The organism is Nocardiopsis synnemataformans (genome assembly GCF_965343085.1).
Classification (GTDB): domain Bacteria; phylum Actinomycetota; class Actinomycetes; order Streptosporangiales; family Streptosporangiaceae; genus Nocardiopsis; species Nocardiopsis alborubida.
This window is the reverse complement of sequence record NZ_CBDRFA010000028.1, coordinates 57,630-70,839: the sequence shown is the minus strand read 5'-3', so window position 1 is coordinate 70,839 and position 13,210 is coordinate 57,630. Positions and strand designations below refer to the sequence as shown.

The following is a 13,210-nucleotide window of genomic DNA, read 5'->3' as shown; positions in this document are numbered from 1 at the left end:
GGCTCACGCCCCATTCTCGCCGCGTCCGGCCCCGCGTGCGGTGCGCCGGGCCCCGGTCGGGGCGCTCGGGCGTTCCCGGTCAGGGGCGCTGGGCCTGCGCACGGTCGACGAAGTCGCGCAGCCAGGGCAGCAGTTCGTCGGCGAGGTCGGGGCGGCGGCAGGCGAAGTCCACGACCGTGCGGATGTAGTCGGCCTTGTTGCCGGTGTCGTAGCGGCGGCCGCGGAAGAGGACGCCGTGCACCGTGCCGCCGTCCTCGGGCTTGCGCCGGGCCAGCTCGCGCAGGGCGTCGGTCAGCTGGATCTCACCGCCCCGGCCGGGCGGGGTCTCGTGCAGGACGGGGAAGACCGCCGGGTCGCAGACGTAGCGGCCGATGATCGCCCAGCGGCTCGGCGCCTGCTCGGGGGTGGGCTTCTCGACCAGGTCGGTGACGGTGACGACGTCCTCCTCGTCGGTGGGCTCGATGCCCGCGCACCCGTACAGGGACACCTGCTCGGGCTCCACCTCCATGAGGGCGACGACGCTGCCGCCGTGACGCTCGCGCACCTCGATCATGCGGCACAGCAGGTCGGCGGACTCGATGAGGTCGTCGCCCAGCAGGACGGCGAAGGGGTTGTCGCCCACGTGCGCCTCCGCGCACAGCACCGCGTGGCCCAGGCCGCGCGGCTCGCCCTGGCGGACGTAGTGCACCTGGGCGAGGTCGCTGGACTCGCGCACCGAGCGCAGCCGCGCGTCGTCGCCCTTGGCCTCCAGCGCCTCCTCCAGCTCGTAGGCCCGGTCGAAGTGGTCCTCGATGGAGCGCTTGCTGCGACCCGTGATCATCAGGACGTCCTGGAGGGAGGCGGCCACCGCCTCCTCCACGACGTACTGGATCGCGGGCTTGTCCACGATCGGCAGCATCTCCTTGGGCGTGGCCTTGGTCGCGGGCAGGAAACGCGTGCCCAGGCCCGCGGCGGGTACGACCGCCTTCGTGACGGACACGGAACCGGAGGGTCGCTTCTGGTCGGTGGAGTCGTTCATGTCGGCACTTTAGGGCAGCGGTCGGCCGTCTCAGCGTCTCCACACCCAGGAGGGCGCCAAGAAGTCCCGACGGTTTCGGGCGGCGGAGGGCGGACCGCCACCGCGTGTTCACCGCACGGGGCATCCGGCCGGGGCCGGGCGGTGCCACACTGGGGCCATGGGCGAGAGCGAGCTGCGTGAGGCCAAGGCCGGGCTGCGGAGGGGTTTCCTGGAGCGGCGGCGCGCCCGGAGCCCCGAGGAGCGCTCCCGGGCCGGGTCGGCGGTCCGCGACGCGCTACTGGACGTCCCGTGGCTGGCCATGGGCGGAACGGTCGCCTGCTACTACTCCGTGGGCGGCGAGCCCGACACCCGCAAGCTGGTGGCGGCGCTGTGGAAGCGCGGCGCCTACGTGCTGCTGCCCGTGTTCCCGCCCGGCGGCGAGCTGGACTGGGCGGCCTTCGACGGGCCGGACTCCCTGGCCCCGGCCGGGCACGGGCTGCTGGAACCCGTGGGCCACCGCTACGGGCCCGACGCGCTGGCCCGGGCCGACGCGGTGGTCTGCCCGGCCCTGGCCGTGGACCGGCGGGGGACGCGCCTGGGGCGCGGCGCCGGGTGCTACGACCGCGCGCTGGCCCGCAAGGGCCCGCACACGCCGGCGATAGCCCTGGTCCACGACGAGGAGTTCGTGGAGTCGCTGCCCGCCGAGTCGCACGACCGGCCCGTGGACGCCGTGGTCACCCCGTCCGGCGGGGTGCGGGTCCTCGGCACGGGGGTGTGGCCGGGCGGACCGGCTGAACGGGACCGGCTGAGCGGGCGGAGCTGAGCGGGAGGGGCGGGACGACGCACAAGGCGGGATTAACCCGAACGCCGGGGGCGTTGTCGCTGGCGGTCGCGCTCCGGCGGCGCCCGGCGCCCGGCCGCGTGCACCCCCGCACCGATCTCCGTGGGAGAGGCCCTGTCACGGCTCCGGTCGGCGAGCGCGTACTATTTAGCAGTCAACGGGCGAGAGTGCCAGCAAGGAGGACCCGAACAGTGCCTACGTACCAGTACGCGTGCACCGAGTGCGGCGCCCAGATGGAGGTCGTGCAGAGCTTCAGCGACGACGCGCTGACCGTCTGCCCCGAGTGCGAGGGCCGCCTGCGCAAGGTGTACTCCGCCGTGGGCATCGTCTTCAAGGGCTCCGGCTTCTACCGCACCGACAGCGGCAAGTCCTCCAACAGCTCCGTGCTGACCGGTTCGGGCTCCGGTGAGGGCAAGGACGGCGGGAACTCGGGCTCCACCGACTCCTCCTCCGCCTCGTCCACCTCCTCGGACGCCAAGAGCTCCTCCTCGGACACCAGCAGCGGCAACAGCACCACGAGCAAGGCCAGCAGCACCAGCGCCACCGCCGCGACGGGCTGATCCGCCGGACCGTTGACCGCCACCGCGCCGCCGATCCCTCGGCGGCGCGCGGCCCGTGTGATCGGGCCTGTGGACAACCTCCGAACGGCCCCTCCGCGACCTAGCGTTGAGGGTATGAACAACGCCGCGCCCCTCCCCTACCGGCACCGTCGCGCGCTCACCCGGCTCCTGGACCGGCACCGGCGCGTCGTCGCCGCCCTCCTGGCCGCCGCCGCGCTCCTCAGCGCCGTCCTGGCCGTACGCCCTCCTCCCGTGCCCACCTCCCGTGTCCTGGTCGCCTCCCGCGACCTCGGTGCGACGGACCCCCTCACCGACGGCGACCTCACCGCCCGGGACCTGCCCGCCGACTCCGTGCCTGGCGGCGCGCTCGCGGCCGACACCGCGACCGCGGGGCTCCGCCTCAACGCCCCGGTGCGCCGGGGAGAGGTGATCACCGACGCCCGGCTCGCCGACCCTCCCGCGCGGCCCTACGGTCCCGGCCTGGTCGCCGTCCCGGTGCGGGTGGCCGACCCCGGCGCGGTGGGCCTGCTCTCCCCCGGCAGCCGGGTGGACGTCCTCGCCGCCAGAGGGCGCGACGACCTCGCGCCCGCCCGCGCGGGCCCCGCCGTGGAGGTGGCCAGCGACCGCCCCGTCCTGGCCCTCCCGGAGGAGGACTCCTCGGGCGGCGGGGAGGGCGGCGCGCTGATCGTCATCGCGGCCACACCCGTCGAGGCCAGGAGCCTGGCGGGCCACGCGGCCGACTCACGGCTGTCCATCACCATCCGCGGTTGACCGGCGACCTCCGGTGGGCAAAGCTGGCCGGGCGCCGCGGGCTCCCACCAGGGGAATCCCGCTGCGGCGCCCGTACGGACACCACGAGTATGTAGGGCTTGTATCCATGCAAGGCTTCAAGAAGTTCCTGCTCCAGGGCAACCTGGTGCAGCTGGCGGTCGCGGTCGTGATCGGCGCGGTCTTCGCCAACCTCATCACCGCGTTCACCGAGGGGTTCATCACCCCGCTGATCGGCATCTTCGGCGGGGTTCCCACCTTCGGGGACCTCTACTTCGAGATCAACGGGAGCCGGTTCCTGTACGGGGCGTTCGTCGACGCGCTGATCTCGTTCCTGATCACCGCGGCGATCCTGTACTTCTTCGTGGTACTGCCCGTCGCCAAGGTGGTGGAGCGCTTCGTCAAGGCCGAGGAGGCCACCACGCGCGAGTGCCCGCACTGCTGCACGGAGATCAGCAAGAAGGCGACCCGCTGCGCCCACTGCACCAGCGAGGTGGTGCCCGAGACCGCCGCCTGAGGCGGCCGAACGCGTCGGGGGCGGCCCCGTGCGGGGCCGCCCCCGGAAGGGCCGGGCGAGGATCAGCCTGTGTACTCCCAGTGCCAGGGCTCGAAGGGACTGGACTTGGCCCAGGCCGGGTGGTGCCAGCCGAAGTCGGCGCCGTTGGCCTCCATCCAGAGCCAGCGGTCGGACCGGTAGTTCTGGATGCCGCAGCCGAGGTCGATCGCCTGTCCCAGGCCGTGGTTGCTCGTGCCGGGGACGGCCGCGAAGCCCGGCGCCACCTGGCCGTAGACGCGGTGCTGGTTGGGCAGGTCGCGGTAGGCGCTGGTGATGCACATGTTCTCGCCGTACTCGTCCACGTACCTGGCGTTGAGCTGGAGGAAGTCCACGGCCGCGTCGGCGCGCAGCCTCTTGTCGTCGTAGAGGTCGCACAGGGAGTTGGCCGGGAGCAGGCCGTTGGCCGCCCCCTGGGCGTTCACGGCCGCGTCCGGGTCGCAGTTCCCGGCGGCCATGTAGGCCTCCGGGTCGATGCCGCGGTCCTCCAGCTCCTGGACGAGCTCGTTCGTGGTCTGCTCGGACTGCTCGCGCAGGGCCTCGATGTCCGCGGCCAGTTCGACCTGTTCCAACTGGGTGGTGGTCTGCAGCTCCTGCGCCTGGCTCGCCAGCTCGACCTGCTCCTCGCGCAGGTCGGTGGCGTCCTGGATGAGCATCTGGTTGTCCTGGGAGATCTTCGCCGCGTAGGACTGGATCTGGAGGTCCTCGTTGAGGGATCCCGACGCCAGGACGGCGAGCATGCCGCCGTCGGGCTGCTTGTACAGCGTGCTGGCCAGCTGGGCCAGCGGTTCGCGCATCTCGTTGAGTTCGAGTTCGGTCTGCTGGAGGTCGTAGATGGTCTGGACCAGCTCCGACTGGGCGTCCTCCAGCGCCTCCTGGCGGTCGACGAGGTCCTGGTTGGCCTCCTCCAGCTCCTGGGAGGCGGTCTCGGCCCTCTCCCGGAACTCCTCCAGGCTCGCCTCGGCGGGTTCCAGCGCGCCGGTGTGCACCGGCGCCACGAGGAGCGCGGTGACGAGCGTGAGCGTCAGCGCCTGTGCGAAGCGGACCCGGTAGGACAGGGCGAAGGCGGTGAGCGCCCCGCCGCCACCCGGTACGCGGGACCTGCGCCGCGCCGCATCAGAAGTGAACGGCACGAATGATCCTCCGGCTGCTTTTCCTCGAACACCTACCCGTGGCCGCAAGGCAACGTACTACATGTCCACATGCGGCCACGCGAGATCGGTCCACCGGGCGGAGCGGGTCGCGGGCGGGCCCCTCCCCGCCCCGCCGCCCTCTGCTCCGGGCTTCGGTGAAACACCTGGTCACCGCCGGGCCGGTCGACGCCGAGCCCGGTTCCCCATCGTTATCGAGGGTACATACGCGGCCATAACACGACATGCGTCATGAACAACGTCACACCGCACCAGGACAACCAATCGTAGGTCAGCGTACTCCGCCATGCACGCAGAGTCCCCCAACCGCCCCCGCCGGAGGCTGACCGACACCCCATCCACGTCCATCCTGGGTTAGGCTTGGTCCGGTGACGGGGTAGGACATACCTGCGTCAGACCCATGGCTCCGTAGCTCAGGGGATAGAGCACCGCTCTCCTAAAGCGGGTGCCGCAGGTTCGAATCCTGCCGGGGCCGCATGGGGTGACCTGCGATAACACCGCAGGATCACCGAGGGCAAAGCCCCGTGGGTTGCAATTACGGTTGCAGTCCACGGGGCTCTACTCGCCTCTACACGTCATCTAGGAGAGCTGTCCCCATCCGGTCGATGGCGCCCCGGGCGAGCGCGCTGGACGCGTGGATGTACCGCTCGGTCTGGCTGATCTGGGAGTGACCGAGGATCTCCTGGACCGTGCGCGCGTCGGCGCCCAGTTCGGTGAGGATCGTGGCCGCGGTGTGGCGGCCGTCGTGCACTCGGACGTCACGCACGCCGGCCGCGGCGAGCAGCCGCTTCCAGTCCGCCCAGTCGGGGTTCTTCGCGATCGGCGCCCCGACCGCGGTTGCGAACACCACGTTCCATTCCTCACCCTCCCAAGTCTCGCCCGCGAGGTCGCGCTCGTGCTGCTGCATCTGCCAGTGGGTGCGCAGCTCCGGCACGAGCTGCTTCGGGATCGGGAGGACCAAGCGCTCCTTCCCCCGCCCCTTGCCCGAGGACTTCCGGCGGCCGAAGTAGTACTCCCCGCCAACCCGAGCCGGGCACTCCCGCCCGTGGCCCTCGCACTTCGGCGGACACGGCCGCTTCGGGCACTCGTGGCCACGCGCCTTGCAGCCAGGCTTGCACTTCGGCTTGTGGTGCCCCGAGCATCCCTTCGGGCACGCCGGGATGTGCCGGTCCTTCGAGCACGCCGCGATGTCGTCACACCCGTGCCGGTAGGGCCTGTGCTTCAGCTGCCACTCGATCCGCGCCTCGTAGTGCAGCTGCCCGCCGCACTGGCCGCAGGTCTTCGCGTTCGCGGCGAACAGGTCGGCGGCATCGTAGAGGATCCGGCACGGGTCGCAGGCGGCCTTCAGGTACGGCCAGCGCAGCCCAAGCGCCTCGGACTGGCGGATGCCCAGGGTCAACGCCAGCGACCAGCGGATGCCGCCCCGGCGCCCGCGGCATGCCTTCAGAAGCGCGCGTGCTTCCTCACGCCCGAGCGGGATGCCTTCGGTCAGCGCCTCGCCGGACGGGGGCTTCACCAAGGCCATGGGGTTTCGCTTGATGAGGTCCCGGTCGGTCGCCGTCTGGAACCCAGCCATGAGCCGCCAGTGCACCTTCAGGACCGTGCTGGGCGCGAGGCCTTTCTCCTCGGCCAGGTGCTCGTAGAAGTCCTCAATGTGCTCGGCCCTCACCGCGTCGATCCGGTGGCGGCCCAGGGCTGGGATTATGTGGCGGCGCACCGTCGGCTCGTAGGACGTCGTCAGGGTGTTCTCGTCGACCTCACGGGCGGCCACCTTCGTCAGCCACCGGTCGAACCACTGCTCGACGGTGGGGGCGCGACCGGCCTTCGTGACTCGGCCCGCGTCCCGGTCGGCTTCGAGCGCCTGGACCTTCGCCGTCACCTCGGCTTCGGTCTTCGCCTTCCGGTGGCGCCGGTCCGGGCGGCCGTCGGCCTTCACGCCCATGGTGACCCAGCCGTGCCAGAGGCCGTCTGACTCGCTGTAGTAGATGGAGGAGCGGCCGTTGGGGGCTCGCCCTCGGTCGGGGGTAGGGGGCATACTGATCTCCGATTCGTGTGCGAATCATGAGGGGGCGTCGCCGGTGCATGGCGGCGCCCCCTCCTTCGTGTGTGGCGGCCAGTGCCGCCTATGCCCTGAAGCGGGCAGGGGGAAGAGTCGCGCCGTGCGGCCACGGGGTGAGGAGGCCGCGCTGCTCCAGTGCCTCCAGGAGGGGCACATCGGCGGCCCAGTCGGGGTCCCACCAGACGAGGCGGGCGTACCCTTCGAGGTCGATGTCGGGGTCGGGGACCTCGAAGGCGCGGTAGACCAGACGCCTGGCGGGGCCGCGAAGCTTGTACTGGTAGAGGCGTGCGACGTGTCCGCACTCTAGGCCGGTGCGGATGGTGATCAGGCAGTGTCCGCCGGGCAGGTGCCGGATGCGCATCGGGCGGCGCCGGGGAAGGGCATCATCCACGGTGATGGACAGCGCCAGCGGGGTCGTGTGGAGGCGGGGGCGCGGGGGTGTGGTACGCGTGAGCACCATTGCTCTCCTCTGGGGAATGTGACCGCTGGTGGGAGTGCTGATCGTATTCCCGAAGGCACGTTCGAAAACACCTTTTTTACCTGCCCACTTCACTCTGTGTTGTCATGGTGGACAATCCGGCTACTGGTTTACAGGTCCGGCGGCCAGTTGCGGCCAATCACTCGTTGCGCCGACGGCGCTTGCGCCTGCGCTGCTCTCGTAGTGCCTCCTGCTGCCGGATGAACTCGGCGTACTGAAGACGGAACCTGTCCGCCAGCTGGCGCTCCGCATCGTCGCGCTCCTCGTCCGTCCAGTCTTCGGTGTCAGCTTCCAGGTCCTCGATGATCTCCTCGATTACCTCTCCGAACGGGGTGTCGAGGACGCGGGTCTCAGGTGGAGCCGATTCTCGGGTGTGCTCCTCGACCAGCGACCCCAAGGCTTCCTCCAGCGACACGAGGTTCTTCGGTGACGTCCGTCCGTTCTCCCAGTTGTCGATCGTGCGTCGGCCAACACCGACACGAGCGGCCAGCTGCTCTTGAGTGAGGCGTGCGCGTTGGCGTGCTGTTCGTATGCGGTCTCCGAGGGTCATCGCTCCACCATGTCAGGAAAGTTTAGGAAGCTCTACGTCAAGACAGTCACGGAACCTACCCCATCTAGTAAGGGTTTCCTACCCTACTTGCTCTTGATTGCTCGCACATTCCTTTCCTAGACTTGCGTGCTTTCCTACTCTTTCCTAGAGTTGCGCACATGAGTACCAGACGCATCGTCCACGGACCCGCCCTCGCGGCGCTCCGCGACGCCTACGGCATCACGCAGGCCGACATGGCGGCGGCCCTGGGCATCAGCGGCGCTTACCTGTCGAACATCGAGGCGGGTCGGCGGCCGGGCACCATGTCTCTCGCTCGCGCTGCCGCTGCCCACCTCGGCGTCGACCTGGTCGCAATCACTTACCCCGACCTGGCGGGTGTCGCATGAGCGCGCCGACCGCAGCTCCCCGTGTGGCGTACACGGTCCCTGAAGCTGCCGCATCCCTCGCACTCTGCGAGGCCACGACCTGGAAGCTCGTCCGCTCCGGCGAACTGCGCAGCTTCAAGGTCGGCGCCGCCCGCCGCGTCCCCGCGACCGCGCTGGAGGAGTTCGTCCAGGCCCGGCTCGCCGACGACGTCGCCTGACCCCCACCCCTCATTTCCAGGGAGCATCCATGCCCCTACCCCTGTCTCCTATCCGCCACGTGTTCGACACCGTCGGCGCGTGGGGTGGTCTCCGCCTCGGCCTCTGGGTCGGCGCCGCCCCCACTGCCGCCCTGCTCGCCGACGTGTACGCCCTGGAGGACCCCCGTGCCTGAGTTCCGCCACCTCACTGACGAGACGTTGCGCGGCATCGCCGAGGATGCCGCCCGGTCCATGCGCACGCGGGCACAGCAGGCCGCCAGCGACGCGCCCGGCACTCCGCTCACCCCGGCCGAAGCCATCGGCGCCCTGCCGCTGCTGGCCGACGGCGTGGCGGGCCGCCGTAGCGCCGACGTGGTCCACGTGGCCACCCCTGAGGGCATCACCCCGTGCGGGGGAGGCCACCATGACGTGACGGTCGACGCCCGCATCGACCAGGCGACCTGTCTGGAATGCCTGCGCACCCTCGCACAGCTGGCCCCGACCGAAGCCCCGGGCGACGACGCCGAGCCGTGCCGGTCCTTCACCGTCATGGAGGGCATCGACGTCTACTGCGAGCACTCCAGCGGCGCCGGACACGGCGGGCTGCACTGCGCCGACGTCGCCGGGTGCACCCGCACGTGGACGGATGCCCAGGCCGCCCCTGGCCTGGCCAACTACCGGACCCTCCTTGTTGCCGAGGCCCTCGGCGCGAACCCCCAGGACGCCGCTGACCTGATCTCCGATGACCCGGCCGACGCCTGGGAGCGCGCCTATGCCGCCTGGTCGATGCTCCGCGCGGACCTGGACCGGTACCGGCGCGGCGATTCCCCGGTGCTGGACCGGCTCGCCCAGCTGGAGCGCGACATGGGCCGTGTCGAGCACGACCGCGCCGAGGACTCCTCTCGGCTCGCACTCCTCGACGACCGGGTGCGCTCGGTCGAGTCCGAGTGGGGCCCCGTCGTGTGGTCCGACGCTGCTGCCCCCGGCGGATACGTGTGTGCCGCCCCGGCCCCGACCGGCCTGTGCGGGGAGCCGGTGGAGTCCGAGCCGTGCCGGGAGCACTCTCTGGCTGGGCAGCTGGCCGCCGCACTCGACCGGATTGCCGCTCTGGAGTCGCTGACCGCGTCACAGGCCGACCTCCTGGAGAAGCACTCCCGGGACCTGGAGCCCGCCGCCCGCGAGCAGGCCCGGCCGGAGCGCGAGCCTCTCACTGCCCTGGACCTCCTGCGGATGCCCCTCCGTGAGCACCCCCGGCGCGGCCGGTTCACCGAGGCCACCGACACCTGATCCACCACCCGGGCCGCCCTCGCCCCGCCGTGGGCGGCCACCCGAAGGGAGCCATCCCATGTCCCTGTCTCTACAGCCCTTCACCTTCCCCGACACCGGTCAGCCCGTGCGCGCCGTCGAACTCGACGGAGACCCGTGGTTCGTCGGACGCGACGCCGCGCTAGTCCTCGGCTACACCAACACCCGCAAGGCCCTCGGTGACCACGTTCCCGCAGGTCACCGCAAGGGTAACGAATCGTTCCCCTTGCCTGACCTGGGACTTCACCCCCAGACGGTGCTGATCTCGGAAGCGGGCCTCTACCGGCTGATCATGCGCAGCCACACCCCCGAGGCCGACCGCTTCCAGGAGTGGGTGACCGCCGAGGTGCTGCCCACGCTCCGGCGCACCGGCCGGTACGAGGTGGCCCCACAGGTTCCGCAGACCTACGCCCAGGCGCTCCGCGCGGCCGCCGACGCCGTCGAGGCCCGGGAAGTCGCCGAGCGTCGCGCCGCCGAGCTGACCCCGGCCGCCGAGGCGTGGGATGACCTGGCCGCGTCCAAGGGCGACCACGCGGTGCGTGAGGCTGCACAGATCCTCTCCCGGGTGCCCGGCATCCGCATCGGCCAGAACACCCTGTTCGCGAAGCTCCGCGACCTCGGGTGGATCGACAAGTCCGGCCAGCCGTACCAGCACCACGTCGGCATGGGCCGTCTCGTGCGCCGCACCACGTCGTACACCCACCCGCACACCCTGGAGCCGGTGCTGTCCGCCCAGGTGCGGATCACCCCGCGCGGCCTGGCCGATCTCCGTCAGGTCCTGGCCGCGACCGCTCAGCTCACCCTGGACGGTGCCCAGTGAGCGGCGCTGGCGGCCTGACGTCCGGCCTGTCCTACGCCCCGGTCCTGCCCCCACGGCCGTGGGAGACCGCGCTGGCCCGCGCCACCGTGGCCCTGGCCGCGCCGGATGACCGGGACGACCGCCGGGAGCTGCTGGCCGCGCTCGGCCTGGACCTTCCGACCGGCGGCCCCCGCATCCGGCTCGCGGCCCTGGAGTGGCGTCCGGACCTGTCCCTTCGGCGCGAGCCCACTGCCCCGGCCGCGACCGCGCCCGTCTCCCCGGAGGTGCTCCGTTCCCGTGAGGCCGCGAAGCGTCGCCGCCGCGAGGCCGCCACCGCCCATCTCCGCGCCCAGGGCCTGCGTGGCCCGAAGCTCCGCGCCGCTCTCGCACGACTGGAGTCCTGACGTGTTCCGCACCCTCACTGCGCTCTGGCGCCGCACTCCGGCCCCGACACCGTCCCGGGCCACCCCGGTCGGCGAGGCCCGCGTGGAGATCGTCGCCCAGGTGCCCGCCGCGCTCCTGCCCTATCGCACGCCCGGACTGGCCACGGCACGCCGCCACACGTGGTCCGGCGTCCGGCACGGCCTCGGTGCGCTTCGGGACGTGGACGCCTGGCACGGCACCGAGTCCACCGCCGAGGCGCGCGTCCGCGAGGTGGCCGCACTCCAGCAGATCGACACCGCTCTCGCGGAGCTGGCCGCCGCCCGCGAGGCGCTGGCCGACATCACGAGGAAGGGCCGCCGATGATCCCCGAAGACGCCGTCACCGACTACCTCCAGGGCCACGGCTGGCCGGACGCCGAGGCCACCATGGTCGGCATCCGCGGCACCGGTCGCGTCCTGTGGCGCTGCCCCGGTTCTGCCACTGCCGAGTACTCCGGCGACGGCCTGGTGGGTGACTGGCTGGACGAGGTCCAGGACGCCGCCGATCTCGCCGGGGCCGCCCTGGGCGTGTTGGTCACCCCGCGCGAGGACTACGGGGCTGCGCGGGTGGCGTCCTGGTGGGCGCACGTGGACGTGTCCGCGCTGGCTCGGCTCATGTCGGCTGGGGTGGACGTTCCCGAGGTCGCCCAGGCCGCCCCGGTTCGCATGCACCTGTCCACGGCCGTCGTGCTGCTCCGCGCGGCCGGTCTCGGCGCTCCGCTGGCGGTGGCCGAATGATCGAGCTGTTCGACGCGCCCCCCAAGGACTACGGGGCCGACCGCTGCCAGACCTACGCCGAGGTCGCCCAGGCGCTCAAGGCCCATCCGGAGAAGTGGGCGAAGGCCCGGACTGCCAAGAGCCGGATCGCCGCGCACAGCGTCGCGCACCGGATCCGGTCCGGCCGCCTCAAGTCCTTCGCCCGGGGCGGGTTCCTCGCCGAGGCGATCACGACGAAGGACGGCAAGCACGAGGTGTGGGTGTCCTATCGCCCCGGCCTGGCCGTCCGCACCCAGAACGGAGGCACCTGATGCCGAAGCAGCTCACCCTCCCCGCGCTCGACGCCGCCATCGAGGACGCGATGCGCGCCAGCATCGGCCGGTGGGGTGTCCTCGTGCCGGTGGTCCGCGACCAGGACGGCGCGGTCATCGACGGCCACGTCCGCGTGCGCCTGGCCGAAGAGCTGGGCGTGGCGTACCCCGAGCAGCACGTCACCGTCGCCGACGCGGACGAGGCTGCCGACCTCCGGCGCACGCTGAACGCCGATCGGCGCCAGTTGACGGACGCCCAGCGCCGCGCCCTCGTGGGCGACCTCCGCGAAAAGGGGCACAGCACACGGGCCATCGCGGGTGCCGTTGGCGCGTCGAAGAGCACCGTCGACCGGGACATCCAGCGACTGTCCCAGGCGGGACAGTTGGACGAGCCGGGCACCGTGCGCGGCCTGGACGGTCGGGAGCGCCCCGCCCGCGTCGAGCGCAACGCCCAGGAGGACGACAACCTGCCGCCGTGGACGCCGGAGCTGCCCGCCGGACAGGACCGCGCGGACGCCATCGCTGCCCAGTTCGACCAGCGGCACGCCACCCCCGCGCCCCCGGCCCCGCTGTTGCCGCCCCCGGCCGATGACGGGCCCGAGCCCCGCTGGCGGACGGCCGCAGGCACGGTCACCGTGCGGACCGGCGGCTCTATCGAGGCCGCGTTCGACGCGTTGGGGTCGCTGGCGCTGACGCGCGACGACGCCCAGGGCCTGGCCGATGTGCTCGCCGCTGCCGTGTGCCGGGCTGACCTCGTGGCCCCGGCCCCGTTCTGATGGGTCGCTCACGTCCCGCCGCGGCTGCTGGGGTCGCCCCGGCCGCGGCGGGCGCCACGCCGTCAGCGCTTCGAGGGGATCCCCGCGTCCTTGCGAATGCGGTTCACGTGGTTCCGGTCGTAGGGGGCGTGACGGCCGACCTCGCTGGTGCCGATGCCCGCTTGGAGGGCGCGGACGATCTTGCCGTGGACGTGCTCGCGCGCTTCGACGTAGGCGCGTTCAGCCGCGCGGTATCGCTCGGTGGCCGCGTCGAGTTCGGCGAGCGCCTCGGTCTGGTCTGGGGTCAGGGAAGCCATGGACATGAGTATGCAACATCAAGTTGCAACTCGCCACCCTTCACCATATCCTGATGTTGAAACAT

General features: G+C 71.8%; 20 protein-coding genes and 1 tRNA gene. 15 read left to right on the top strand and 6 right to left on the bottom strand.

Annotated features, from left to right (window positions below; translation table 11 throughout):
* Positions 1-79: 79 nt before the first annotated feature.
* Positions 80-1,018: a UTP--glucose-1-phosphate uridylyltransferase GalU gene (gene galU / locus ACSIH6_RS17790; RefSeq protein WP_435109433.1), complete on the bottom strand. Its 939-nt coding sequence runs from the start codon at positions 1,016-1,018 to the stop codon at positions 80-82.
* Between the two features lie 157 nt (positions 1,019-1,175).
* Between galU and ACSIH6_RS17785 the strand changes: the two genes are divergently transcribed.
* The 4 genes from ACSIH6_RS17785 (at position 1,176) to mscL (ending at position 3,683) form a co-directional block, all read left to right on the top strand.
* On the top strand, positions 1,176-1,820 hold the full coding sequence (locus ACSIH6_RS17785; RefSeq protein WP_435109432.1) for a 5-formyltetrahydrofolate cyclo-ligase: 645 nt from the start codon (positions 1,176-1,178) through the stop codon (positions 1,818-1,820).
* A gap of 209 nt (positions 1,821-2,029) precedes the next feature.
* Positions 2,030-2,398, top strand: a complete 369-nt coding sequence (locus ACSIH6_RS17780) for an FmdB family zinc ribbon protein (protein ID WP_435109431.1) — start codon at positions 2,030-2,032, stop codon at positions 2,396-2,398.
* A 114-nt stretch (positions 2,399-2,512) separates the two neighbouring features.
* Positions 2,513-3,169 carry an SAF domain-containing protein gene (locus ACSIH6_RS17775; protein ID WP_435109430.1) on the top strand — a complete coding sequence of 219 codons (657 nt, stop codon included), beginning with the start codon at positions 2,513-2,515 and terminating at the stop codon, positions 3,167-3,169.
* A 106-nt stretch (positions 3,170-3,275) separates the two neighbouring features.
* Complete coding sequence (gene mscL, locus ACSIH6_RS17770) at positions 3,276-3,683, top strand: large conductance mechanosensitive channel protein MscL (RefSeq protein WP_435109429.1); 408 nt, start codon at positions 3,276-3,278, stop codon at positions 3,681-3,683.
* Positions 3,684-3,745: 62 nt separating this feature from the next.
* On the opposite strand, the gene ACSIH6_RS17765 is transcribed toward mscL, so the two are convergent.
* On the bottom strand, positions 3,746-4,852 hold the full coding sequence (locus ACSIH6_RS17765; protein WP_435109428.1) for a D-alanyl-D-alanine carboxypeptidase family protein: 1,107 nt from the start codon (positions 4,850-4,852) through the stop codon (positions 3,746-3,748).
* A 420-nt stretch (positions 4,853-5,272) separates the two neighbouring features.
* Here ACSIH6_RS17765 and ACSIH6_RS17760 point away from each other — a divergent pair.
* Positions 5,273-5,345: transfer RNA gene (locus tag ACSIH6_RS17760), tRNA-Arg, on the top strand.
* A gap of 93 nt (positions 5,346-5,438) precedes the next feature.
* On the opposite strand, the gene ACSIH6_RS17755 is transcribed toward ACSIH6_RS17760, so the two are convergent.
* From ACSIH6_RS17755 to ACSIH6_RS17745, 3 genes are all read right to left on the bottom strand, one after another.
* A complete protein-coding gene (locus tag ACSIH6_RS17755) occupies positions 5,439-6,905 on the bottom strand; it encodes a tyrosine-type recombinase/integrase (RefSeq protein ID WP_435109427.1) in 1,467 nt (488 codons plus the stop codon).
* A gap of 88 nt (positions 6,906-6,993) precedes the next feature.
* On the bottom strand, positions 6,994-7,389 hold the full coding sequence (locus ACSIH6_RS17750; RefSeq protein ID WP_435109426.1) for a hypothetical protein: 396 nt from the start codon (positions 7,387-7,389) through the stop codon (positions 6,994-6,996).
* A gap of 157 nt (positions 7,390-7,546) precedes the next feature.
* Entirely contained in the window at positions 7,547-7,957 is a 411-nt protein-coding gene (locus tag ACSIH6_RS17745) for a helix-turn-helix transcriptional regulator (RefSeq protein ID WP_435109425.1), read from the bottom strand.
* Positions 7,958-8,115: 158 nt separating this feature from the next.
* On the opposite strand from ACSIH6_RS17745, the gene ACSIH6_RS17740 reads away from it, so the two are divergent.
* Genes ACSIH6_RS17740 through ACSIH6_RS17695 form a run of 10 tightly spaced genes read left to right on the top strand, consistent with a single transcriptional unit; the run spans position 8,116 to position 12,849 of the window.
* Entirely contained in the window at positions 8,116-8,343 is a 228-nt protein-coding gene (locus ACSIH6_RS17740; RefSeq protein ID WP_435109424.1) for a helix-turn-helix domain-containing protein, read from the top strand.
* The gene (locus tag ACSIH6_RS17735; RefSeq protein ID WP_435109423.1) at positions 8,340-8,540 is read left to right on the top strand and encodes a helix-turn-helix domain-containing protein; all 201 of its coding nucleotides are present in this window, start codon (positions 8,340-8,342) and stop codon (positions 8,538-8,540) included. Before ACSIH6_RS17740 ends, ACSIH6_RS17735 begins: the two co-directional genes overlap by 4 nt.
* Before the next feature lie 29 nt (positions 8,541-8,569).
* Entirely contained in the window at positions 8,570-8,713 is a 144-nt protein-coding gene (locus tag ACSIH6_RS17730; RefSeq protein ID WP_435109422.1) for a hypothetical protein, read from the top strand.
* Complete coding sequence (locus ACSIH6_RS17725) at positions 8,706-9,806, top strand: hypothetical protein (RefSeq protein WP_435109421.1); 1,101 nt, start codon at positions 8,706-8,708, stop codon at positions 9,804-9,806. The genes ACSIH6_RS17730 and ACSIH6_RS17725 overlap by 8 nt, the downstream gene beginning before the upstream one ends.
* A gap of 58 nt (positions 9,807-9,864) precedes the next feature.
* A complete protein-coding gene (locus ACSIH6_RS17720; protein WP_435109420.1) occupies positions 9,865-10,644 on the top strand; it encodes a phage antirepressor in 780 nt (259 codons plus the stop codon).
* Positions 10,641-11,027: a hypothetical protein gene (locus ACSIH6_RS17715; protein ID WP_435109419.1), complete on the top strand. Its 387-nt coding sequence runs from the start codon at positions 10,641-10,643 to the stop codon at positions 11,025-11,027. Before ACSIH6_RS17720 ends, ACSIH6_RS17715 begins: the two co-directional genes overlap by 4 nt.
* A gap of 1 nt (position 11,028) precedes the next feature.
* The gene (locus ACSIH6_RS17710) at positions 11,029-11,370 is read left to right on the top strand and encodes a hypothetical protein (protein ID WP_435109418.1); all 342 of its coding nucleotides are present in this window, start codon (positions 11,029-11,031) and stop codon (positions 11,368-11,370) included.
* Positions 11,367-11,783 carry a hypothetical protein gene (locus ACSIH6_RS17705; protein WP_435109417.1) on the top strand — a complete coding sequence of 139 codons (417 nt, stop codon included), beginning with the start codon at positions 11,367-11,369 and terminating at the stop codon, positions 11,781-11,783. The genes ACSIH6_RS17710 and ACSIH6_RS17705 overlap by 4 nt, the downstream gene beginning before the upstream one ends.
* Positions 11,780-12,073 carry a hypothetical protein gene (locus tag ACSIH6_RS17700; RefSeq protein ID WP_435109416.1) on the top strand — a complete coding sequence of 98 codons (294 nt, stop codon included), beginning with the start codon at positions 11,780-11,782 and terminating at the stop codon, positions 12,071-12,073. Before ACSIH6_RS17705 ends, ACSIH6_RS17700 begins: the two co-directional genes overlap by 4 nt.
* Positions 12,073-12,849 carry a hypothetical protein gene (locus tag ACSIH6_RS17695; protein WP_435109415.1) on the top strand — a complete coding sequence of 259 codons (777 nt, stop codon included), beginning with the start codon at positions 12,073-12,075 and terminating at the stop codon, positions 12,847-12,849. The genes ACSIH6_RS17700 and ACSIH6_RS17695 overlap by 1 nt, the downstream gene beginning before the upstream one ends.
* Positions 12,850-12,911: 62 nt before the next feature.
* Here ACSIH6_RS17695 and ACSIH6_RS17690 read toward each other — a convergent pair whose 3' ends face one another.
* Positions 12,912-13,145, bottom strand: coding sequence for a hypothetical protein (locus ACSIH6_RS17690; RefSeq protein WP_435109414.1), 234 nt, complete (start codon positions 13,143-13,145; stop codon positions 12,912-12,914).
* Positions 13,146-13,210 lie beyond the last annotated feature (65 nt).

Coding starts and splice junctions, on each gene's coding strand:
- galU (WP_435109433.1), bottom strand. CDS start 1,018: ATGAACGACTCCACCGACCAGAAGCGACCCTCCGGTTCCGTGTCCGTC.
- ACSIH6_RS17785 (WP_435109432.1), top strand. CDS start 1,176: ATGGGCGAGAGCGAGCTGCGTGAGGCCAAGGCCGGGCTGCGGAGGGGT.
- ACSIH6_RS17775 (WP_435109430.1), top strand. CDS start 2,513: ATGAACAACGCCGCGCCCCTCCCCTACCGGCACCGTCGCGCGCTCACC.
- mscL (WP_435109429.1), top strand. CDS start 3,276: ATGCAAGGCTTCAAGAAGTTCCTGCTCCAGGGCAACCTGGTGCAGCTG.
- ACSIH6_RS17755 (WP_435109427.1), bottom strand. CDS start 6,905: ATGCCCCCTACCCCCGACCGAGGGCGAGCCCCCAACGGCCGCTCCTCC.
- ACSIH6_RS17750 (WP_435109426.1), bottom strand. CDS start 7,389: ATGGTGCTCACGCGTACCACACCCCCGCGCCCCCGCCTCCACACGACC.
- ACSIH6_RS17745 (WP_435109425.1), bottom strand. CDS start 7,957: ATGACCCTCGGAGACCGCATACGAACAGCACGCCAACGCGCACGCCTC.
- ACSIH6_RS17740 (WP_435109424.1), top strand. CDS start 8,116: ATGAGTACCAGACGCATCGTCCACGGACCCGCCCTCGCGGCGCTCCGC.
- ACSIH6_RS17735 (WP_435109423.1), top strand. CDS start 8,340: ATGAGCGCGCCGACCGCAGCTCCCCGTGTGGCGTACACGGTCCCTGAA.
- ACSIH6_RS17730 (WP_435109422.1), top strand. CDS start 8,570: ATGCCCCTACCCCTGTCTCCTATCCGCCACGTGTTCGACACCGTCGGC.
- ACSIH6_RS17720 (WP_435109420.1), top strand. CDS start 9,865: ATGTCCCTGTCTCTACAGCCCTTCACCTTCCCCGACACCGGTCAGCCC.
- ACSIH6_RS17705 (WP_435109417.1), top strand. CDS start 11,367: ATGATCCCCGAAGACGCCGTCACCGACTACCTCCAGGGCCACGGCTGG.
- ACSIH6_RS17700 (WP_435109416.1), top strand. CDS start 11,780: ATGATCGAGCTGTTCGACGCGCCCCCCAAGGACTACGGGGCCGACCGC.
- ACSIH6_RS17695 (WP_435109415.1), top strand. CDS start 12,073: ATGCCGAAGCAGCTCACCCTCCCCGCGCTCGACGCCGCCATCGAGGAC.
- ACSIH6_RS17690 (WP_435109414.1), bottom strand. CDS start 13,145: ATGGCTTCCCTGACCCCAGACCAGACCGAGGCGCTCGCCGAACTCGAC.